Genomic DNA, 20,959 nt, shown 5'->3' with positions numbered 1-20,959 from the left:
AGGACATGACGGGCAGTGGGCGCGAAGCGAAGGCCTACCCGGTGGGCGGCGGCATCGCCTCCCTCGCCGGGCCGGCCGGCCGCGACGAGCTCGCACCCGACCCCGAACCCGCAACCCCACCCGGAGGAAACCGATGACCCCTTACGTGATGGCCGCCGTCGACGGCTCGCCGCAAAGCCTCACGGCGGCACGCTGGGCGGCCGACGAGGCCGTCCGCCGTGGTCTGCACCTTCGCCTGGTCCACGCCCGGACCTGGGAGGACGACATCGATGCGGACCCGGGGCAACCCGCGGACGTCCGTGCCCTCACGACCCGCATGCTCATGGACGCGCGGCAGGAGGTCAGCCGCTCCTTCCCCGGTCTGGAGATCCGGGCCGAGCTGATCGGCGACGGCGTCCCGGCCGACGTACTGGCCGGAGCCGCCGCCACGGCCGAACTGCTCGTCCTCGGCTCGCGAGGACTGGGCGGCTTCGACCGACTGCTGCTCGGCTCGGTGGGCCAGGGTGTCGCCGCGCGCTGCGACGCCCCGGTCGTCCTGGTCCGCGCGTCGGACACGGAGCGCACCGACGCACCCGAAGGCCCGAAGGTGGTCGTCGGCATCGACACCCGCGCCCCCTCGGACGCCGTCATCGATTTCGCGTTCCGCGAGGCCGCCGCGCGCGGCGCCGTACTCCACGCCGTCCACGGCTGGGAGCCCCCGCCGGTCTGGGGCTACGCCGGGTGGGTGGCTCCGCAGACCGAGACCGAACAGTTCCGCTCCATCGAGGCCGAGCTGCTCAGCGAGGCGCTGACGGGCTGGCGCGAGAAGTTCCCGGACACCGTCGTGGTCGAGGACAGCCGGATCGGCACCGGCGCCGGTGCCGTGGTGGACGCCTCCACGGGTGCGGCGCTCACCGTGGTCGGCCGTCGCCGGCGGCCCCACCCTGTCGGGCTGCGGCTCGGCCCGGTGGCCCACGCCGTGATCCACCACGCGCAGTCGCCGGTCGCCGTCGTCCCGCACGACTGAGCCGGGAGCCCGTGGTGCCGGGACGTCGGCCAGCCCTGGCGGAGGCGGGAGGGACCGGCTGTGATGGAGACGGGAGCCGCCACACCGGCCTGTCGTGACGTGCGGCGCCGACGCGCCGGCTGGAGCGTCCTCGTCGTCGGCGAGGCCCGTCACGTCGACGACACCGACGAGGAACGGCGGCTCTCGGCGCTGCCCGGAGGGCCGACCGGCCCCGCGTGCTGGGCCGGTCGGCACCCGGGGGACGCCCCCGGTCGGCCGCGGCGGGGGAACCGTCCGGCCCTGCGAGTCCGGCGGTGGGGCGACGAGAGTGGGAGACGAGCCCGATCCCCGAGGAGGTGGCGGAGATGATCCGCGTCGAGGTTCCCGCCCGCCCCGCCCGCCCCGCCCGCCCCGGCGGCGCCGCGCGCAGGCCGTCCGGCCGTCCGCTGCCCCACTGACGCCGGGAGCCGGCATGAACCCCCGCCGGCCGCTGCTGGCGGCCTCCGACGTCCGCAAGGTCTACCGGACCGGGACGGTCGAGGTGGCCGCCCTGCGCGACCTCGACCTGACGGTGGACCACGGGGAGCTGGTCGGGGTGATGGGTCCGTCGGGGTCGGGGAAGACGACCCTGCTCAACTGCCTCTCCGGCCTGGACGACATCGACGCCGGCCGGGTCGAGGTGGACGGCCGGGACCTGTTCGCGATGTCGGACGCCGAGCGCACCGAACACCGGGCCCGGGCGATGGGCTTCGTCTTCCAGGCGTTCAACCTCATCCCGGTCTTCACGGCCGCCGAGAACGTCGAACTCCCGCTGCTGCTCACCGGAACCCCGCCGCACGAGGCGCGCGCCCGGGCGGTCGGCATGCTGGAACGGGTCGGCCTCGGCGACCGGGTGACGCACCGTCCGAGCGAGCTGTCCGGAGGCGAGCAGCAGCGGGTCACCATCGCGCGGGCCCTGGTCGCCCGGCCAGCCGTCGTCTGGGCGGACGAGCCCACCGGCAACCTGGACAGCGCCATGGCCGGCCAGGTGATGGACCTGCTGACCGGGCTCAACCGCGACGAGGGTCAGACCATCGTGCTGGTCACCCACGACGAGGCGATCGGCCGCCGGCTGCCGCGCCTGGTGCGGATGCGCGACGGCCGTCTGGTCTCCGACAGCCTCCGGACCGAACTGGAACACGTGGACTGAGCGATGTACCCGAACCTGCTTCCACTGGTGCTCGGTTCGGCCGCCGCGGCCCTGCTCGCGCTCCTCCTGCTCGCCGTGCGGCAGCCGGTGGTCCGGCGCCTGGCACTGCGCCAGGTCGCCCGGCGCCGCACCGAGGCGGCTCTGGTCATCACCGGCTCCGTGCTCGGCACCGCCATCATCGTCGGCGCCCTCGTCGTCGGCGACACCCTGAACTTCTCGGTCCGCCAGCAGGCCTACCGGACGCTCGGCCCGCTCGACGAACGCATCGTCGCCACCGACCCCGCCGTCGGACGGGACGTGGCGGACCGGCTGCAACCGCTCACGGCCGATCCCGACGTCGACGGCGTCCTCAGCGCCCAGGTCGCCCAGGCCGCCGCCGCGAACCCCCGGGGCGCCGGCGGAACGGTCGCCGAACCCCGTGTCCTCGCCTGGCAGACCGACCTCGACGCGGCCGGCCGCTTTGGCGCGGCGGGCGGGGACTCCGGCCTGCACGGGCCCGCACCCCTGCCGGGCCAGGTGGTGCTCAACGCGCCCCTCGCCCGCTCGCTCCACGTGGGCAGCGGGCAGATGATCACCCTGTACCTCTACGGGCAGCCGGTGGACTACCGGGTCGAGCGGGTGGTTGCGCAGCAGGGTCTGGCCGGGGCCGGCCTCGGCGGTCGCCAGAACCGCGACGTGTTCCTGCCACCGGGTGCGCTGGATGCCGCGAGCCGCGCGGCGGGCACGCAGCCGCTGTCGGTGACCGTGGTCTCCAACCGCGGCGGCGTCGAGACGGGCGACAGGCTCACCGACACCGTCACGGCGAAGATCCGCACCGCTCTCGGCCCCGACACGGGCCGCGCCGCCGTCGAGACCCCCAAACACACGGTGCTCGTGGAGGCCCAGCGGACCGGTGACGTGCTCGGTGCCCTCTTCCTGATGATCGGCAGTTTCAGCATCATCGCCGGTGCACTGCTGCTGGTGAACGTCTTCGTGATGCTCGCCGAGGAGCGCAAGCCCCAGCTGGGCATGCTCCGGGCGGTCGGCCTCAAGCGCTCCCGCCTGGTCGGCTCCTTCACCCTGGAGGGTGCGGTCTACGCACTGGCCGCCACGGTGCCCGGGGTGGCGATCGGCGTCGGCGTGGGCTGGGGAGTCGCCCTGATCGCCGCCCAGATCTTCCGCGGCTGGTCGGTGGACGGCGGCGGCCTCTCCATCGTCTTCGCCATGACCCCGACGAGCCTGCTCAACGGGGCCGCGACCGGCCTGGTGATCGCGCTGGCCGCGATCGCCGCCACCAGCGCCCGGATCAGCCGGTTCAACATCATCGCCGCGATCCGGGAACAGCCTGCCGGTCCCGGCCGCGGACCCCGACGCCGGCTCCTGGTGGTCGCCACCGCGCTGGCCGTGCTGTGCGCACTGGCAGCCGTTCCCGCAGTCGCCCGCAGCCAGGCGGAACAGACCTACCTCCTGCCCGCCCTGGCCGTGCTCTTCGCCGTCCCCGCGGCCCTGCGGGTGCTTCCGCGCCGCGCCGTCACCAGCGTCGCCGCAGGACTCGTCCTGGTCTGGTCGCTGACCGCCAGCGTGCTGCGCCCGCGGGTGTTCGACACCCCCTCCACGGCCGTCTACGTCATCCTCGGCAGCCTCGCCGCCTTCTCCGCCGTGATCCTGGTCAGCGAGAACCAGCAGGCCCTGCTCCGCCCGCTGCGCCGGGTGATGGCGAGGCCCACCCAACAGGGCCTCGCCCTGCGGCTGGCCGCCGCGTACCCGCTGGCCAAACGCTTCCGCACCGGCTCGACCCTGGTGATGTACACCCTCATCGCGCTCGTCCTGGTGCTGCTCACCGAGATCTCCGGTCTCGTGAACGCCAGCGTCGGCCAGGCCACCAGGGACGCGACCGCCGGCTACACCCTGAAGCTCGACTACAACCCGCAGGCGGTGGGCGGCGACCCGCTCGCCGCCCTGCGCACCGGGCCGCTCGCGGCCCAGACGGCCGCCGTCACCCCGCTGCTCGACGCGCGTGGCCAGTCGACCGACCCCGGGCACCGGACCACGCGGCCGCTGGACACGGCGGTCGTCGGCGTACCCGAGGGGGCGGTCACGGGCATCGCCTTCCGGGACCGGCTGCCGGGTCTTCCCGATGACCCGGCCGTCTGGCAGGCGCTGGCCACGCACCCCCAGTACGTCGTCGTGGACAACTTCTTCGGCTCCACCGGCGGTCCCGCAGGCAAGTACTTCGCCCCCGGCGACACCCTCACGCTCACCGACCCGGGCACCGGGCGCTCCGAGCAGAAGACGATCGCCGGCGTGCTGAAGAGCGGGCTCGCCTTCTACCCCGCCAACGGCAACAGCGCCACCGTCTACCCGGTGATCGCCGGCGAGCGGAGCGTGGCCCAGCAGTTCGGTGCCGACGCGCGGACCGCGGGTGCGCTGGTCCGCACGGCCCCCGGGGTCTCCCCGGAGGCCCTTGCCGGCCGTCTCCAGGGCGAGTACCTCCCGGCCAGCCTGGTGGCCAGTCCGATCGCCTCCGACGTCCACCGCCTGTTCGCCGCCGACACCGCCTTCTTCAAGCTGATGCAGGGCTTCCTCGCCCTGGGCCTGCTGATCGGCATCACCGGTCTCGGCGTCGTCATGGTCCGGGCCGTCCGGGAGCGCCGCCGCACCATCGGCGTGCTGCGCGCCCTGGGCTGCCAGGCCCGGACGGTCGAGCGTTCGTTCCTCTGGGAGAGCGGTTTCATCGCGCTGGAGGGCGTTCTGCTGGGCAGCCTCCTGGGGGTGCTCACCACCTGGCTGATGTACCAGAAGAGTTCCGCCTTCGCCGGGTTGGAAGGCGGGTTCCCGATCGAGTGGGGGCCCGTCCTCACCCTGGCGGGCGTCACCCTCGCCGCGTCCCTGCTGGCGGCACTCGGCCCCGCCCGGCACGCGGCCCGGATCAGGCCGGCCCTCGCCGTGCGCATCTCCGACTGATCCCCGGGTAACGGAAGGGTCTGGTAACGGAAGTGTCTCGGGGTGGCAGGTGGTCGCGCAGGGGTCTTGACGGGAACAGGTCGACAAGCGTTTGCTGTCTCCCACCCCGCAGGCCTGTTTGGTTCTGCTTGATTTTGTGGATTTGAACGTTCAAACTCGGTCCGAACTCGGAGGGATCCCATGCCGGTGCGCTCTGTCCCGGAGTATCTGCGGCAGTTCGGCGAGCCGGCCGGGTATCTGGACTTCGCACGGTTCGGCCCGGTTTCGGCCTCGGTGCACGAGGTGCTGGTCCGGTCGGCCGCGCAGATCCGCGACCGGGGGTGGGCCGCGCTGGAAGCCCTGGACGTGGCGGGGGAGGAGGCGGCCCGGACGGCGGCGGAGCTCCTCGGGTGCGCGCCGCACGAGATCGCGTTCGTCGGCTCGACCTCGCACGGCATGTTCGCCGCGGCCCACGCCTTCGCCGCCGCGCAGGCCGGGAGCACCGTCCTGGTCTCCCGGTCGGACTTCCCCGGTGCGGTCTACCCCTGGCTGCGGGCCGCCGGCAACGGTGGTCTGACGGTGCGGCTGCTGGACGGCCCGGTCACGGCGGACGTGGTGCGGGCCCACCTGGACGAGCGGGTCCGTGCGGTCTCGGTCTGCGCGGTGGACAGCGCCACCGGGTTCCGGGCGCCGCTGGCCGCGATCAAGGAGGTGATCGGTCCGGGGCGGGTCCTGGTGGTGGACGCGGTCCAGGCGCTGGGCGCCGTGGAGTTCGCCGCCGACGCCGCGGACATCCTCGCCTCCGGCGGCCAGAAGTGGCTCCGGTCCGGCTGGGGCGCCGCGCTGCTGCTGGTCCGCGACCGGGTGGCCGGACTGCTCGGCCCCGGGCTCGGCGGCTGGTCGGGCGTGCTCGACCCGATCGACGCGCCCGACCACCCGTGCCCCGCCAGGCCGGGGGCCGTCGCGCACACGCTCACCAACCCGGACGGCCCGGCCGTCGCCGCGCTGGGCGCGGGCCTCGCCCTGGTCCGGGACGTCGGCGCGGCGCGGATCAACGCCCGGATCGGCGAGGTGCTCGGCGTCCTGCTCGACGCCGCCAGGGCGGCCGGCGCCGAGATCTCCGGCGGCCCAGGCGCGGGCGGCCCTGACGGAGGCACCGGGGAGGGCGGCGGCAGCGGGATCGCCCGGCTGCGGCTGCCCGGCGCCGACCCGCAGGCCGTCCACGACGCACTGACCCGGGAGGGTCTGTCCACCACCCGGCGCGGTGACTGGATCCGGTTGTCGCCGCACGCCAGCACCGACCTGCACGTCGCCGCCCGGCTGGCCGGAGCCCTCAAGCTCGCCGCCGCCGGCTGACCGGCACGCCGGCCGCCTTCCGACCGCCTCCCGGCCTCCTCCTGACCGTCTCCTGACCGGGTTCGGCCGGGAGGCCCCAAGCCTCCGCCTCCCGCAACAACCGCACCAGCCGCAAGCCCCCGCGCAACCACCGCACGACGACCGCGCAACCACCGCACGACCACGCAAGCCCCCCGCAGGCCAGGGCCCACCCCTTGGCCGGGCCACCCCTCAGAGAGGAATGCAATGTCACACCTTTCCCGTCGTGATCTGCTCCGCACCACCGGAGGCGGCCTGCTGGCCCTGGCCGCCGGCGGCGCGCTGTCCGCCTGCTCCGGCTCCGGCGGCGACGCCGCCCCGGGCGGGGACGCCGCCACCGGCATGATCACCGTCTGGTCCTGGGCCACGGCGGCCGAGGCCCTGCGAGGCGTCGTGCCGGCCTTCGAGAAGGACAACCCCGGGATCAAGGTCGACGTCCAGGACCTCGGCGAGCCCGCGATCTGGGACAAGATCACCGTCGGCATGGCGGCCGGCGGCCAGGGCCTGGGCGACGTCCTGCACATCGGCTGCGACTACCTGCCCGGCTACATGGAGAAGTTCCCCGGCGGCCTGGCCGACCTCTCCGGGCTGGGCGCGGACGCCCACAAGGACAAGTTCGCCCAGGGGCTCTGGCCCGTCGTCACCGGCAAGGACGGCCGCGTCCACGCGCTGCCCTGGGAGGTGAACCCGCTCGGCTTCTTCTACCGCAAGGACATGTTCGACAAGGCGGGCATCGATCCGACCACCTTCCAGACCTGGGACGACGTGCTCGCCATCGGCGACCGGTTCAAGGCCGCCAACCCCGGCATGGCCCTGGTCGGGCTCAACCGGCCCGCCACCCCCGCGCCCGACCTCGACTTCCTCCAGTCGCTGATGCAGCTCCAGGGCGCCTTCTACTTCGACCTCAAGGGCGACATCACCGTGAGCTCCCCGGAGGCGGTCCGGGCCCTCACGATCATCAAGCGCCTCGACGAGGCCGGACTGGTCGCCGACGCCGCCGGCGACCACGGCTGGCGCAACCTGATGAAGGCCGGGAAGCTCGCCCTCGGCCCCCTGCCCGCCTGGGCCGCGCACTACCTGGAGGCCAAGTTCCCCGACCAGAGCGGCAACTGGCGCCTCACCCGGCCGCCGGCGGTCACCCCCGGCGGGAAGCGCACCGCGATCGTCAACTCCACCTACCTGGCCGTCGCCGGCTCCAGCCCGCGCCGCGTCGCCGCCTGGAAGTTCGTCGAGTACGCGCTCACCCGGCCCGCCTCGGTCAACGCCATGTTCACCTCCGGCGGCGTCTTCCCCGCGCTGACCGCCGCCTACGCGGACCCGATGTACTCCGCGCCCGCCCCCTACTACGGCGGACAGCCCGTCCTGCGGACCTTCGCCGACCTGCTCGGCGAGGGCGCCGACGCCACCAACTACTCCGCCGACTACGCCCGCGCCCTCAAGCTCGCCAGCGACGCCCAGACGAAGGTCTTCCTCAAGGGCGCCGACCCGGCCGCCGCCCTCCAGGACGCCGCCAAGCAGCTCGCCCAGCAGACCGGGCGCACGGTCCGGTGACCACGGCCACCCGAACCGCCGCCCCGGCCGGCCCGGCGGCGCCGCGCGCCCGCCGCCGGTCCGAGCCGCGCCCCCGGTCCCGCTGGCGCCGCAGGGCGGTGCCGTACCTGCTCCTCGCGCCCGCCCTGATCACCTTCGCCGTGTTCAAGGCCTACCCGATCGTCTCCTCGCTGCTGCTGTCGCTCACCACCGGCGCCGGCGCGGCCACCCGCAACGCGGGCACCGCCAACTACCGGCGCCTGCTCCACGACCCGCTGTTCTGGACGGCCCTGCGCAACACCGCTCAGATCCTGGTCGTGCAGGTCCCGCTGATGCTCGTGCTCGCGCTGGGCCTGGCCGTCGGCATGAACTCGGTGTTCGTCCGGTGGCGCACGGCGTGGCGCCTCGGCGTCTTCATGCCGGCCGTCACCGGCCTGGTCGCCACCGGCGTGGTCTTCGCCTTCCTCCTCAACACCCGCCAGGGCGCCGTCAACCACCTCCTCGAACAGGTCGGCCTGCCCGGCGTGGACTGGCTCGGCAGCCCGTTCTGGTCCCGGATGGCCGTCGTCCTCGTCCTCACCTGGCACTACACCGGCTACAACGCCGTGATCTACCTGGCCGGCCTCCAGGGCATCCCCAGGGAGCTGTACGAGGCGGCCATGGTGGACGGCGCCGGCCCGCTGCGCCGCTTCGCCTCCGTCACCCTGCCCGCCCTGCGCCCGGTCCTGCTGTTCACCGTGGTGCTCTCCACCATCGGCACCCTCCAGCTCTTCGACGAGCCGTACGTGCTGACCCGCGGCGGCCCGGACAACGCCACCCTCACCGTCTCGATGTACCTGTACGACAACGGCTTCCACTACTTCGACTTCGGCTACGCCTCCGCCATCGCCTACGCACTCACCCTGCTGGTGTCGGTGCTCGGCGCGGCCCAGATGCGCCTGATGGGAGAACGCCCATGAGCACCGCGAGGTCCGCGCGGCTGCGCGGCTGGCCCCTGACCCTCGTCCTGGCGGGCGTCGCCGGCCTCTCCGTCGGCCCCTTCTACTGGCTGGTGGTGGCCGCGACCCACGGCGACTCCGAGATCTTCGACTGGCCCCCGAACCTGCTGCCCGGAAGCCATCTGGGCGACAACCTCTCCCACCTCCAGGACAAGATCGGCCTCGGCCGGGTCGTCCTCAACTCGCTGGCCATCGCCGGCCTGCAGACCATCGGCGCGCTGATCGTCGCGCTGCTCGCCGGCTACGCCTTCGCCAAGTTCCGGTTCCGCGGCCGCACCGTCCTGTTCGCGGTGCTGCTCTCCACCCTGGTGGTGCCCGAACAGGTGATGCTGGTGCCGCTGTTCAAGATGATGATGTCGATCGGCCTGCTCGACAGCTACCAGGCCGTGGTGCTGCCCGGCCTCTGCGTGCCGTTCGCGATCTTCCTGATGCGCCAGTCCCTCAGCAGCATGCCCGACGAACTCCTGGACGCCGCCCGGGTCGACGGCGCCGGCGAGCTGCGGGTGCTGTGGAGCGTGGTCGTCCCCGTCATGCGCCCCGCCCTGGCCGCACTGGCGATCTTCCTCTTCCTCGGGTCCTGGAACCAGTTCGTCTGGCCGCTGATCGCCCTGCGCAGCCCCGAGATGCACACCCTGCCGGTGGCGCTCGCCACCCTGCACGCCAGCGAGGCGACCACCGACTACGGTGCCATCCTCGCCGGAACCGCCGTCTCCACCCTGCCGATGATGGTCCTCTTCCTGGTCCTCCAGCGGCAGTTCATCTCCGGCCTGCTGGCCGGCGCGACGAAAGGCTGACCATGGACGAGCTCTGGGAACCGCACGCCCCCGCCGCCGGCGCTCTCCGGCCGCTGCCCGCCGACGGACTGGACCTGCGGGCCGGCGGCACCGCCACGGTCCGGCCGGTCACCGAGGGCGTCATCGAGGTGACCGCCGAGAGCGGCGGCGAGACCCGCATCGAGTGGCGCGTCCCGTGCGCCGACGCCACCGCCTTCTGGACCCCCGAGCCCCGCGGCACCGGCTGGCTGCCCGCCGCCTGGAGCGCCCCGCGGCGGATCTCCCTGGCCAAGGGCGCGCCGGTCGCCGCCCTGGTCGGCACCGGTGACGTCGCCCTCTGCGCCTTCGCCGCCGACCGCACGGACGTCCTGGCCGGCGCCGGAGTCGTCGAGGAGAACGGCGAGTTCCGGTTCTGGGCCCAGGCCACCGGACGCCTCACCGTCCGGATCGACACCTCCCGCCGCCACTTCGCCGGCTGTCTGGCCGACCTCGCCGGCTGGTGGGGGGAGGGGCGGACGGCCCACGTCCCCGAGGCCGCCCGCCGTCCCGCCTACTCCACCTGGTACACGCTCCAGCAGAACGTCACCCCGCAGGCCGTGGAGACCCAGGCCGCCCTCGGCAAGGCCCTCGGCCTCGACACGATCATCGTCGACGACGGCTGGATGACCCGGGACCGCGCCCGCGGCTACGCCCACTGCGGCGACTGGGAACCCCTCTCGCTGCCCGACGCCACCGCCCACGTCGCCCGCGTCCACGACCTCGGCGTCCGCTACCTGCTCTGGTACGCCCTGCCGTTCATCGGCAAGGAGAGCGCCGTCTGGGACCGGCTCGGGCGTTACGCGCTCGCCGACGCCGCGCACATGGGCGCCGTCGTCGCCGACCCCCGCTACCCGGCCGTCCGCGAGCACCTCACCGACCGCCTCGCCAGGGCCGTCGAGGAGTGGGGGATGGACGGACTGAAGATCGACTTCATCGACTGGTTCGCCGTGCCGGACCCGCCGGCCCCCGGGCCCGAGGCGGACTGCGCCACCGTGGACGAGGGCGTCGAACTGCTGCTCGCCGCCGTCCACCGCCGGATCACCGCCGCGCAGCCGGAGGCGATGACCGAGCACCGCCAGCCCTACACCAGCCCCGGCCTCTGGCCGTGGACCACCATGATCCGCGCCACCGACTGCCCGCTCAGCCCGCAGGAGAACCGGCAGCGCACCCTCGACCTGCGACTCGTCGCCGGGCCGGTCGCGGTCCACTCCGACATGCTCATGTGGCACCCGGCCGAGCCGCCCGAGCAGATCGCCTGCCACCTGATCAACGTCCTCTTCGCCGTCCCGCAGATCTCCGTCGACCTGGCGGCCCAGAGCCAGGAGCAGCGCGAGGCCCTCGCGTTCTGGCTCGGCGTCGTCCGCGAGCACCTGACCACCCTGCAACTCGGCGAACTCCGCCCGGCCAGGCCCGACCTCGGCTACCCGATGGTCACCGCGACCGGCGACGGGACGGTGGCGGTCGCCCGCTACGCCCCGCTGCCGGTGCGGGCCGGCGACGGGCCGTGGCACACCCTGCTCGTCGCCAACGCCGACGACGACCCCGAGGTGCGGCTGCCGGGCCTGCGGGGCAGGGCCGAGGTCACCGTCCACGACGCCCGCGGGCGTATCGTCCGTAGCGACACCGCCGACCTGGCCGGCGACGGCGTGGTCACCGTCCCCCGCGGGGGACTGCTGACCCTGCGCCGGACGCAGGGATAGCGGCCGCCCCGTCCACCGCCCCGTCCACCGTCCCGACCCACCGACCGGAGCACCGATGACCCAGGGAGCACGCCCGCCGCGCCGGGCCACCACCATCGCGGAGGTCGCGCGCGCGGCGGGCGTGTCCCGGCAGACCGTCTCCAACACCCTCAACGCCCCGCACCGCGTCCACCCGGACACCCTGGCCCGGGTCACCACGGCCATCGAGGAGCTCGGCTACCGGCCCGACCAGTCGGCCCGCTCGCTGCGCACCGGCGAGCGGCGGACCATCGGCTACCTCGCCCCGGTGGACGACCCCTTCGACCCGAACCCGCTGATGGCGGGCTTCCTGGAGGCTCTGGTGGACGCGGCGGGTGCCGAGGGGCACCGCGTCCTGCTGGTCCGCCCGACGGCGGGTGACGAGGCGGCCCGGGCGGCCATCGACGAGCTGGTGGCGGCCCGTCAGGTGGACGGGCTGGTCTTCGCGGACGTGCTGCACGAGGACGCCCGGGTCGCACGGGCGGCGCGGGCCGGCGTCCCGTTCGCCGCCTTTGGCCGGACCGCGCCCGGCCTGCCGCAGCACTGGGTGGACATCGACAACGGCGCGGCGATGGCCGACGTGGTCCGGCACCTGGCGGCGCGCGGCCACCGCAGGGTCGGCTTCGTCGCGTCCGACGCGGAGCCGCCCTGGATGGCGGCGCGGCGCGAGGGCTTCCACGCCGAGGCCCGCCGGCTGGGCCTGGAGGTGGTGCAGTCGCCGCCGGGCGCACCCGGTGCACCCGGTGCGCCGCGGGTGGCCGCGCTCCGCGAACTGCTGCGCGGCCCGCAGCGGCCGACGGCGGTGGCGGCCGAGAGCGACCTGCCGGCCCTGGACGTCTACGAGGCGGTCCGCGCCGAGGGCCTGGCCGTCGGGCGCGACATCGCGGTGACCGGCTTCCACGACACCCCGCTCTGCCGGCACCTGCACCCCGCGCTGACGTCGGTGCGGCTGCCGCTGCGCGCCATAGCCGCCACCCTGGTGCGGCTGCTGCTGGCCCAGGTCCGGGGCGAGTCCGTGCCCGGCGCCGGGCAGGTGCTGGCTGCCGAGCTGGTCGTCCGGGCGAGCTCGGAGTAGCCCGGCGCAGGCTTCCGCCGGCAGGCCGCCGGCCACGTTCGCACCCTCGGGCCCGCGTGTCGACCACGCGGGCCCTTCCTGTGGGCTTCCCTGTTGAGTATTGTTCGATAATGTTTGCTCATGTCGCCGTGCAAGGAAGACGAAGAACAGATGGCCGAGACCACTGCCGCACCGACCAGCAGGACCGTGACCACGCTGGCCGACGGGCGTGAGCTGATCTACTACGACTGCGGTCCGGCGCCCGACCGGGACGCCACCGACCGCCGTCCGCTGGACCGGCCCTCCGGCGGCTCCGAGATCCGCCTCGACGCGGCCACCGGGGCCTGGGTCACCATCGCGGCGCACCGCCAGGCCCGGATCTACCACCCGCCGGCCGACGAGTGCCCGCTGTGCCCCTCCCGGGACGGGCGGCTGAGCGAGATCCCGGCCGGGGACTACCAGGTCGCCGTCTTCGAGAACCGCTTCCCCTCCCTCGCCGGCCTGCCCGGTACGGCCGACCTGCCGGACGGCGCCCGGTTGCACGCCGTCCGGCCCGGAACCGGCCGCTGCGAGGTGGTCTGCTTCACCGCCGACCACGACGCCTCCTTCGCCGACCTCGACGAGGACCGCGCCCGCCTGGTGCTGGACGCCTGGACCGACCGCACCGCCGAACTCTCCGCCCGGCCCGGCGTCCAGCAGGTCTACTGCTTCGAGAACCGCGGCACCGAGATCGGCGTCACCCTCGCCCACCCGCACGGCCAGATCTACGCCCTCCCCTTCACCACCCCGCGCACCGCCCGGATGACCGAGCAGGCCGCCCACCACCGCGCCGCCACCGGCCGCAACCTGTTCGAGGACCTGGTGGCCGCCGAACGCGCCGACCCGGCACGGGTGGTGGCGGCCGGCGAGCACTGGACGGCGTTCGTGCCGTTCGCCGCGCGCTGGCCCTACGAGGTCCACCTCCACCCGCACCGCCGCGTCCCCGACCTCACCCGCCTCGACGAGGACCAGCGCGCCGAACTCCCCGGCCTCTACCTCGACCTGCTCCGCCGCTTCGACCGGCTCTTCGGCACCCCGCAGAGCCCCGTCCGGGCGCCCTACATCTCCGCCTGGCACCAGGCGCCCGCCGTCGGTGGGGACGAACTCGCCCTCCACCTCGAACTGTTCACCGTCCGCCGCACCGCCGAGAAGCTCAAGTACCTGGCCGGCACCGAGTCCGGCATGGAGGCCTTCATGAACGACGTCGCCCCCGAGGACGCCGCCCGCCGCCTGCGGGAGGTCGCCCGATGACCGCCACCTCCTTCCAGGGGCTCTACGGCCACACCCCCGACGGCGAGTGGGCCGCCCCCGGCCGGGTCAACCTGATCGGTGAACACACCGACTACAACGACGGGTTCGTCCTGCCGATCGCCCTCCCGCAGGCCGCCCGCGTCCAGGCCCGCCGCCGTGACGACGGCCTGCTGCGCCTGCACTCCACCCGCAGCGACGGACCGCCGGTCGAGCTGGACGTGGCCGCCCTCGCGCCCGGCGCCGTGCCCGGCTGGGCCGCCTACCCCGCCGGCGTCGTCTGGACCCTGGGCCGGGCCGGCCACCCCGTCGGCGGCGCCGACCTCCTCGTCGACAGCGACGTGCCCTCCGGCGCGGGCCTCTCCTCCTCCGCCGCCCTGGAGTGCGCCGTCGCCACCGCCTACCGCGACCTCTACCGGCTCGACCTGGACAACCAGCAGTTGGCCCTGATCGCGCAGCGGGCCGAGAACGAGTTCGCGGGCGTGCCCTGCGGCATGATGGACCAGATGGCGTCCATGGTCTGCCGGGCCGGGGCCGCCCTCCACCTCGACACCCGGGACCTCGCCGTCCGGCACGTCCCGTTCGATCCCGCCGCCGCCGGCCTGACCCTCCTCGTCATCGACACCCGGGTCAAGCACGACCTCGGCGACGGCGCGTACGCCGCGCTGCGCGCCGGCTGCGAACGCGCCGCCGCCCTGCTCGGACTGCCCGCCCTGCGCGACCTCCCGGCCGCCGATCTCGGCGACGCGCTCGCCGGGCTCCCGGACGAACTGAGGCCGCTGGTGCGGCACGTGGTCACCGAGAACGACCGGGTCCGCGAGGCGGTGGCGCTGCTCGACGGCGGCGACCCGGCCGCCCTCGGCCCGGTCCTCACCGCCGGGCACGCCTCGCTGCGCGACGACTTCCGGGTCTCCTGCGCCGAGACCGACCTCGCCGTCGAGGCCGCCGTCGCCGCAGGCGCGCTCGGCGCCCGGATGACGGGCGGGGGCTTCGGCGGCTCGGTCATCGCCCTGGCCCCGGACGGCGCGGCCGCCGCGGTGACCACCGCGGTGACCCGCGCCTTCGCCGAAGCCGGGCACACCGCGCCGCTCGTCTTTCCCACCGCCCCCGCCGCGGGGGCCCACCGCCTGGCCTGACGTCCGCGAACGACGCGGCGCGGTGCCGGGCGGGGGCCCGGCACCGCGCCTTCCGGTGGGGCGGATATCAGCAGGTGAGGACGGGGCCCGCCCAGTCGGCGTGGTCGCTGTTGGTGCCGTCGCCGCCGTCGGTGACCACGAGGTGCAGCTCGTCGGCGCCCGTGAGGTCGGCGGTGAGGTGCCTGGCGGCGTCGCGCGCGGTCATCAGGCCGCTGTCGGCGACCTTGACGGAGTCCTTGTAGATCTCGAAGGAGACGGTGCCGCGGCCGTTCGCCTCGGCGTCCACGCCCACGTCGGTGGTGAGCGAGGAGCAGGAACCGCCGAGGTAGTAGACCACCTCGCTGAGGGCGTTGACCCCCAGGCCCTTGGCGTAGGTGGCGCCCGCGATGGTGATGGTGCTGCCGTCACGGGCCTGGTTGTCGCCGTTGCTCATGTCCTTCTCGACCGGGCCCCAGCTGTTGCCGGCGGAGGACCAGGCGAGGTCGGAGAGCTGGTGGGCGCCGGCGGCCGGGCCGCTGCCGCAGGCGATGCGCGCGCCCGCCCAGTCGGCGTGGTCGTAGCTGGTGCCGTCGCCCGCGTCGGTGGCGACCAGGCGGACGGTGGTGGCACCGGTCAGGTCGGCGGTGAGGTGCTTGGCCGGGTCCTTCCCGGTGAGGGTGCCGCTGTCGGCGACGAGCGTGTCGTCCTTGTAGATCCGGAACACCGCGGAGCCGTTGCCGTAGGCGTCGTCGTCGATCCCCACGTCGGTCACCAGGTTCCTGCAGGCGCCGCCGAGGTGGAAGGCGACCTCGCTCGGGGCGTGCGTGCCCAGGCCCTTGGCGTAGGACCGGCCGCGGAGGGTGATGGCCTGTCCGTCACCGGCCACGTGGTCGCCGTTGGTGCGGTCGCGCTCGACCGGGCCCCAGAAGTTGGTGACGGAGGCGAACGGCAGGTCGCTCAGCTGGGTGACCCCGGTCGGCGGGGCGACGGGCGAGTCCGGGGTGATCCGGAACATCGCCGTCCCGTGCCCCGGCACCGTGGCGCTGACGGTCCCGTCGCCCTTGGTGATCTTCTTCGACCACAGGTCCTTGACCGTGTACGACTTCGCACCGGCAATGCCGACGGTCTGCGCCGTGGCGGTGATGGTGGCGTCGTACGAGCCCTCGTTCGTCAGGGTGACCGCCCGGCTGCCGTCCGCCAGCGGCTTGGCCATCACCACCAGGCCGTTCTCGCTGGAGACGACGGCGCCCTGCCGGCCCAGCGGGTCCTGGTCCACCGCGATCACGTCGGTGTTGGTCAGGATCTCGAAGGTCTCCGGCTCGGCGGTGCGCAGGTCGGTGCCGATCATCAGGGGGGCGGCCATCTCGGCCCAGAGGCTGAAGTGGGTCCGGTACTCCGTCCCGGTCATGCCGCCGTTGCCGACCTCCAGCATGTCGGGGTCGTTGAAGGCCCCGGCCTTGGCGTAGTTGGCCAGGCCCTGGTTGGCCTGGGCGATGGAGATCATGCTCTGCCAGGTGTCGCTGATGTCGCCGGTGGTGCGCCAGGAGTTGCCGACCGGGGCCGCCCAGTTCCACGGCCCGGTGCTGCCCCACTCGCAGATGCTGTAGAGGATCGGGCGGCCGGTCTTCTTCAGCGCGTCGCCCATCGCCTTGTACCGCTTCTGGGCGTCGACGCCCTTGTTGTTGCAGTTGTCGTACTTCAGGTAGTCGACGCCCCAGGAGGCCCACAGGTCGGCGTCCTGCTGCTCGTGGCCCAGGCCTCCGGGGAAGCCCTTGACGTCGCAGGTGTGGACGCCGGCGCTGGAGTAGATGCCGAACTTCAGGCCCTTGGCGTGGACGTAGTCGGCGAGCGCCTTGATCCCGCCGGGGAAGCGGACCGGGTCGGCGACGAGGTTGCCCGAGCCGTCGCGCTCGGGCAGCGCCCAGCAGTCGTCCAGGTTGACGTACTGATAGCCGGCCGCCTTCAGGCCCTTGCTGACGAAGAGGTCGGCGATGCCCTTGATCATGGCTTCGTTGAACTGGGCGCCGCAGTAAGTGGAGTTCCAGTTGTTGAAGCCCATCTGCGGCGTCAGGTTGAGGCCGTTGTCGAGGGCCGCCGCCGGCGGTGCGGTGGCGAGCTGGAGTCCGACGGCGAGGGCCCCGCCGCCGGTGAGCAGGGTGAGTGCCGTCAACGCCGACGCCATGCGGCGGGACGGCGAGGTGCGGCGGGTCTGCGAGGTGCTGGGGGAGCGCAAAGGTCCTCCAGAGAGGGTGAGTTGGGTAGGACCCCCGGCTCCGGCGAGGCGCCGGGGCCGGGGGAGCAGGGGGAGGCCGGGGTCAGGACAGCAACGTCCAGGACTGCCCCGGCGCCGACCCGTCGGCCGGGCTGAGGACGACGGGGGACGTCGCGGCGGCCTGCGGGGCGGCCAGGACCAGACCGGTCGCGACGTTGGTGATGGTCAGCGCACCCGTCGCGGCGCTCTGGACGACGCGCCACTTCTGGGCGGCGCTGCCGGGGTCGTAGGCGTTCCGGACCAGAGCGGACAGGCCGGGCGTACCCGTTCCGGTGAGCGTGCCGTGGGTCTGCGTCGGGGTGAGGCAGTTGTCGGTGATGCGCACCGTGCCGTCGGCGTTCGGCGTGAACTGCCACTGCTCCGAGGTGTGCCAGTCCCACCAGGTGTTGACGTCGGTGGGGGAGCCGTCGGGGGCGCTGCAGGTGCCCTGGACCTCCAGCGCCTGGCCGCCGGTGCCGCCGGCGCTGATGCCGTGGTAGCGGCCGTCGCCGATCACCGTCGCGGGGATGGTGCCCGGCAGCGCCTTGAGGCGGTACAGGGCGACGCCGTGCGGCTCGACCTGGGCGCTGAGGGCGCCGGTGGCAGTGCCGGTGGAGCCGGTCCACAGGTCCTTGGCCGAGTAGCCGGGGCCGGTGAGGCCGAGGTCGGCCAGAGAGGTGGAGACGGTCCGGGGGGCGGACGGGTCCTGGTTGACGAGCAGGACGGCGGTGTCACCGTTGGCGAGCTGCCGCTTGAGCACGATCGACGCCGTGCTGCTGTTGGGCGGGCTGCCGACCAGCACGGCGGGCTCGGCGAGCCGGTCCTGGTCGATCGCGATGACGTCGGTGTTCTTGTAGACGGCCAGCTGGTCGGCGGTGATGCCGGTGGACCAGGTGAGGCCGTCCTGGGTGTGCCGGGAGTCGGCCGCGGTGCGCAGGTCCGCGCCGGAGATCAGCGGGGAGGCCATCATCGCGAGGACCGACATCTCGCTGCGCGACTCGGTCAGGGACATGGGCCTGTGGCAGGGGCAGGTGTCGGTCTGGCCGTACACGCCGTACGGGTCCTGCCAGCCGGCGAACATCATGTCCAGGTCGTTCCAGCTGCCCGGACGGACGTTGTCCGGGTACTTCAGGGCCGTCCGGAGCTGGCCGTTGTAGAGCACGCCCTCCAGGTCCGGGCCGCGGTCGCCGCCGATCCGGCAGAGGTTGGCCACCTGCCCGCACCAGACCCCGGTCGGGGCGTAGCCGGGCGCCTCGTTCGTGTGCGTCCCGGCCGCGACCACCACCGGGTCGGTGCGGGCCGGGTCGTCGGCGGCCAGCAGCGGCGGGACGCCGGTGTGCACCGGCTGCGCGGAGACGCTGAGCGCCACCCGCGGGCGACCCTGGGCCTGGGACGCGGCGTCGAGCGCCCGCTGGAAGTCGCGGACCCGGGCGTAGACGGAGCGGGTCAGCTCCCTCCCCTCGCCCTGCGTCCCGTAGTTGTGGCCGTCGGGCCCGGTGATCGGCGGCCCGTACGGGCAGTCGTCGTACTTGACGAAGTCCACGCCCCAGGCGACGAAGTCGGCGGCGTCGGTGGACTCGTGGCCGAGGCTCCCGGGGTGGCCCTGGCAGGTGGTGTAGGTGTCCGTGGCGTAGAGGCCGAACTTCATGCCCTTGCTGTGGGCGTACCAGGACAGGTACTGGATCCCGTTGAGGCTCTGCCCGTTGACGGTGTGCGCGGGGAAGTGGTCCGGGTCCGGGACGAGGTGGCCGCTGGTCGGGTCGAGCCCGGTGCCGTCGGTGCCGCTGACGGGGTTGCGGTTGGCGTCGTAGAGCTGCATCGCGCCGTAGGAGTTCTTGACCAGGTCGGTGGTCTGGCCGTCGCGGTGGCCGAGCGACCAGCCGTCGTCGATCGTGACGGTGTCGTAGCCGGCCTGGACCAGCCCGTTGGCGGACATGAAGTCGATGGTCTGGACGACCTGTTCCTGGGTCACCCCGGTGCCGAGGGTGTTCCAGGAGTTCCAGCCCATCGGCGGGGTGAGGGCGAGCCCGTTGTCGAGGGCGGCGGCGGGGGCGGCCGCGCCGAGGACGACGGTGCCGAGCCCGGTCGCCGCGAGCGAGAGCGCGACGAGGGCGCGGGGGAGGGTGCGGGGCAGTGTCCGGGGGAGGGCGCGGGGCAGGGGTATCCGCATGGGCGCTCCAGGGTGCGCAAGCGAGGGTGGGGGATCGGCAGTTCGTTGCCGTCGGTTTCTGTCGGAACATCAAACAGAAAGCAACGCAGCATGACATGTCCGGGGCTCGTGCTCAAGAGGTCCGGTGCGGGTGCCGATTGACGTGGGGTCAGGTCCGAGTAGGCCGTGCGGGTGGCGCCGAGGCGTCGCGCCACGTCACAGCTTGATCTCGTCCTGTGCGAGTGCTTGACGCGAGGCCGCCAGGCCATGTGATATTTCACATCGCGTTTGAACGTGTTTGGATCTGATCGCTTATTGCGCAGCTGCTCAGCCGGACCGACTTACGCCCGACCCACGCCCGACCCCAGACCTCACCAGCCGTGCCGGACCCGGTCCTCACCCCCGGCACAAAGGAGCGCTCCCCCATGATCCGCAGCACCACCGGCCGGGCCGCCGCCATCGGCCTCCTGCTCGCCCTGGGCCTGACCACCACCGCCTGCTCCAACGGCCAGGACTCCACCACCGGCGCCTCGTCGGTCGCCACGGTGAGCGGCAAGATCTCGCTGACCTACCTCCAGAAGCAGGGCGACCAGGAGTACTTCGTCGGCGAGGCGGCAGGCGCCAAGGCCAAGGCCGCGGAGCTCGGCATCGACCTCAAGGTCGTCAACCTCGGGAACGACGCCAACAAGACCGTCAGCGAGGTGCAGGCGGCCATCGCGCAGAAGACCAACGGCGTCATCGTCGTCGTCCCCGACCCGGCCGTGGGGCCGCAGGTCGTCCAGACCGCCCGGGACGCCCGGATCGCCCTCCTCACCTCGGACGACCAGGTCTGCGCCACCGGTCCGGACCCGTCGGTGTGCGCCAAGGGCGACCTCGTCCCGCGGGTCGGCTTCAGCGGCGCCCAGATGGGCGCCGAGGTCGGCAAGCGGGCCGCCGACGAGTACACGAAGGCGGGCTGGAACGCCGCCGACACCCGGGTCATCGCGGCCTGGAAGCAGGACGTCACCGTCTGCGGCGACCGGGTCAAGGCGGCCAAGGAGGCCTTCGGCACCGTCGCACCCGGCGTCCAGTCCATCGACGTCGCCACCGACAACACCCCCACCGGCGCCCAGGACAAGGTCGCCGCGACCATCACCGCCAACGCCGGCGTCAAGCACTGGGTCGTCTGGGGCTGCAACGACGAGAACGTGCACGGCGGCGTCACCGCCCTGCGCAACGCCGGGCTGAGCGCGGACAACGTCATCGGGGTCGGCCTCGGCGCCTACCTGGCCTGCAAGGACTGGAGCGGCACCCAGGCCTCCGGGATGAAGGCCGCGCTGTTCATCAACGGCCGGGACGTCGGCGCGCTCGCCGTCCAGACGATGTACGACAAGCTCAAGAGCGGCAAGGAGATGCCGGCCGAGGCGTTCGCCAAGACCACCATGGTCGACGCCGCGACCTGGAAGAGCGCCGGGGTCACCTGCTCCTGAGCGGTCGTCACCCCGCCACCGGCCGCCCGCCCGCGCCGGGCGGCCACCCGGTTCCCCGCCGACGTGCCGACGGGCCGGCCTCGCCCGTACGCCGGCCGTGCCCGTC

The 20,959-nt window shown here is 73.7% G+C and carries 14 protein-coding genes; 12 read left to right on the top strand and 2 right to left on the bottom strand.

What is annotated here, in order from left to right:
* Positions 1-133 precede the first annotated feature (133 nt).
* The 11 genes from C2142_RS00765 (at position 134) to galK (ending at position 15,005) form a co-directional block, all read left to right on the top strand.
* Complete coding sequence (locus tag C2142_RS00765) at positions 134-1,006, top strand: universal stress protein (RefSeq protein ID WP_162002366.1); 873 nt, start codon at positions 134-136, stop codon at positions 1,004-1,006.
* A gap of 451 nt (positions 1,007-1,457) precedes the next feature.
* Positions 1,458-2,174: an ABC transporter ATP-binding protein gene (locus C2142_RS00760; protein ID WP_148640577.1), complete on the top strand. Its 717-nt coding sequence runs from the start codon at positions 1,458-1,460 to the stop codon at positions 2,172-2,174.
* A gap of 3 nt (positions 2,175-2,177) precedes the next feature.
* The gene (locus C2142_RS00755) at positions 2,178-5,117 is read left to right on the top strand and encodes an ABC transporter permease (RefSeq protein ID WP_148640576.1); all 2,940 of its coding nucleotides are present in this window, start codon (positions 2,178-2,180) and stop codon (positions 5,115-5,117) included.
* A 180-nt stretch (positions 5,118-5,297) separates the two neighbouring features.
* Positions 5,298-6,452, top strand: coding sequence for an aminotransferase class V-fold PLP-dependent enzyme (locus C2142_RS00750; protein WP_148640575.1), 1,155 nt, complete (start codon positions 5,298-5,300; stop codon positions 6,450-6,452).
* 225 nt (positions 6,453-6,677) lie between these two features.
* Entirely contained in the window at positions 6,678-8,021 is a 1,344-nt protein-coding gene (locus C2142_RS00745; RefSeq protein WP_148640574.1) for a sugar ABC transporter substrate-binding protein, read from the top strand.
* Positions 8,018-8,959, top strand: a complete 942-nt coding sequence (locus C2142_RS00740; RefSeq protein ID WP_148640573.1) for a sugar ABC transporter permease — start codon at positions 8,018-8,020, stop codon at positions 8,957-8,959. Before C2142_RS00745 ends, C2142_RS00740 begins: the two co-directional genes overlap by 4 nt.
* Positions 8,956-9,792, top strand: coding sequence for a carbohydrate ABC transporter permease (locus C2142_RS00735; protein ID WP_148640572.1), 837 nt, complete (start codon positions 8,956-8,958; stop codon positions 9,790-9,792). Before C2142_RS00740 ends, C2142_RS00735 begins: the two co-directional genes overlap by 4 nt.
* 2 nt (positions 9,793-9,794) lie before the next feature.
* Positions 9,795-11,510 carry a glycoside hydrolase family 36 protein gene (locus C2142_RS00730; RefSeq protein WP_148640571.1) on the top strand — a complete coding sequence of 572 codons (1,716 nt, stop codon included), beginning with the start codon at positions 9,795-9,797 and terminating at the stop codon, positions 11,508-11,510.
* 55 nt (positions 11,511-11,565) lie between these two features.
* A complete protein-coding gene (locus C2142_RS00725) occupies positions 11,566-12,603 on the top strand; it encodes a LacI family DNA-binding transcriptional regulator (protein ID WP_148640570.1) in 1,038 nt (345 codons plus the stop codon).
* 150 nt (positions 12,604-12,753) lie between these two features.
* Positions 12,754-13,872: a galactose-1-phosphate uridylyltransferase gene (gene galT, locus C2142_RS00720; protein WP_148640569.1), complete on the top strand. Its 1,119-nt coding sequence runs from the start codon at positions 12,754-12,756 to the stop codon at positions 13,870-13,872.
* Positions 13,869-15,005: a galactokinase gene (gene galK / locus C2142_RS00715; RefSeq protein WP_148640568.1), complete on the top strand. Its 1,137-nt coding sequence runs from the start codon at positions 13,869-13,871 to the stop codon at positions 15,003-15,005. The genes galT and galK overlap by 4 nt, the downstream gene beginning before the upstream one ends.
* Positions 15,006-15,072: 67 nt before the next feature.
* On the opposite strand, the gene C2142_RS00710 is transcribed toward galK, so the two are convergent.
* Positions 15,073-17,217 carry an NPCBM/NEW2 domain-containing protein gene (locus tag C2142_RS00710; RefSeq protein ID WP_346766353.1) on the bottom strand — a complete coding sequence of 715 codons (2,145 nt, stop codon included), beginning with the start codon at positions 17,215-17,217 and terminating at the stop codon, positions 15,073-15,075.
* 82 nt (positions 17,218-17,299) lie between these two features.
* Complete coding sequence (locus tag C2142_RS00705; protein ID WP_148640567.1) at positions 17,300-19,405, bottom strand: RICIN domain-containing protein; 2,106 nt, start codon at positions 19,403-19,405, stop codon at positions 17,300-17,302.
* A gap of 404 nt (positions 19,406-19,809) precedes the next feature.
* On the opposite strand from C2142_RS00705, the gene C2142_RS00700 reads away from it, so the two are divergent.
* Complete coding sequence (locus tag C2142_RS00700) at positions 19,810-20,853, top strand: substrate-binding domain-containing protein (protein WP_148640566.1); 1,044 nt, start codon at positions 19,810-19,812, stop codon at positions 20,851-20,853.
* Positions 20,854-20,959 lie beyond the last annotated feature (106 nt).

The sequence above is a fragment of the Streptomyces sp. CB01881 genome (assembly GCF_002953255.1).
Classification (GTDB): Bacteria; Actinomycetota; Actinomycetes; order Streptomycetales; family Streptomycetaceae; genus Kitasatospora.
The sequence above is the reverse complement of the archived record's forward strand: the minus strand, read 5'-3'. Positions and strand labels throughout refer to the sequence as shown.

Excerpts from the sequence above, each read along its gene's own strand:
- C2142_RS00765 (WP_162002366.1), top strand. The coding sequence starts at position 134 with ATGACCCCTTACGTGATGGCCGCCGTCGACGGCTCGCCGCAAAGCCTC.
- C2142_RS00760 (WP_148640577.1), top strand. The coding sequence starts at position 1,458 with ATGAACCCCCGCCGGCCGCTGCTGGCGGCCTCCGACGTCCGCAAGGTC.
- C2142_RS00755 (WP_148640576.1), top strand. The coding sequence starts at position 2,178 with ATGTACCCGAACCTGCTTCCACTGGTGCTCGGTTCGGCCGCCGCGGCC.
- C2142_RS00750 (WP_148640575.1), top strand. The coding sequence starts at position 5,298 with ATGCCGGTGCGCTCTGTCCCGGAGTATCTGCGGCAGTTCGGCGAGCCG.
- C2142_RS00745 (WP_148640574.1), top strand. The coding sequence starts at position 6,678 with ATGTCACACCTTTCCCGTCGTGATCTGCTCCGCACCACCGGAGGCGGC.
- C2142_RS00735 (WP_148640572.1), top strand. The coding sequence starts at position 8,956 with ATGAGCACCGCGAGGTCCGCGCGGCTGCGCGGCTGGCCCCTGACCCTC.
- C2142_RS00730 (WP_148640571.1), top strand. The coding sequence starts at position 9,795 with ATGGACGAGCTCTGGGAACCGCACGCCCCCGCCGCCGGCGCTCTCCGG.
- C2142_RS00725 (WP_148640570.1), top strand. The coding sequence starts at position 11,566 with ATGACCCAGGGAGCACGCCCGCCGCGCCGGGCCACCACCATCGCGGAG.
- galT (WP_148640569.1), top strand. The coding sequence starts at position 12,754 with ATGGCCGAGACCACTGCCGCACCGACCAGCAGGACCGTGACCACGCTG.
- galK (WP_148640568.1), top strand. The coding sequence starts at position 13,869 with ATGACCGCCACCTCCTTCCAGGGGCTCTACGGCCACACCCCCGACGGC.
- C2142_RS00705 (WP_148640567.1), bottom strand. The coding sequence starts at position 19,405 with ATGCGGATACCCCTGCCCCGCGCCCTCCCCCGGACACTGCCCCGCACC.
- C2142_RS00700 (WP_148640566.1), top strand. The coding sequence starts at position 19,810 with ATGATCCGCAGCACCACCGGCCGGGCCGCCGCCATCGGCCTCCTGCTC.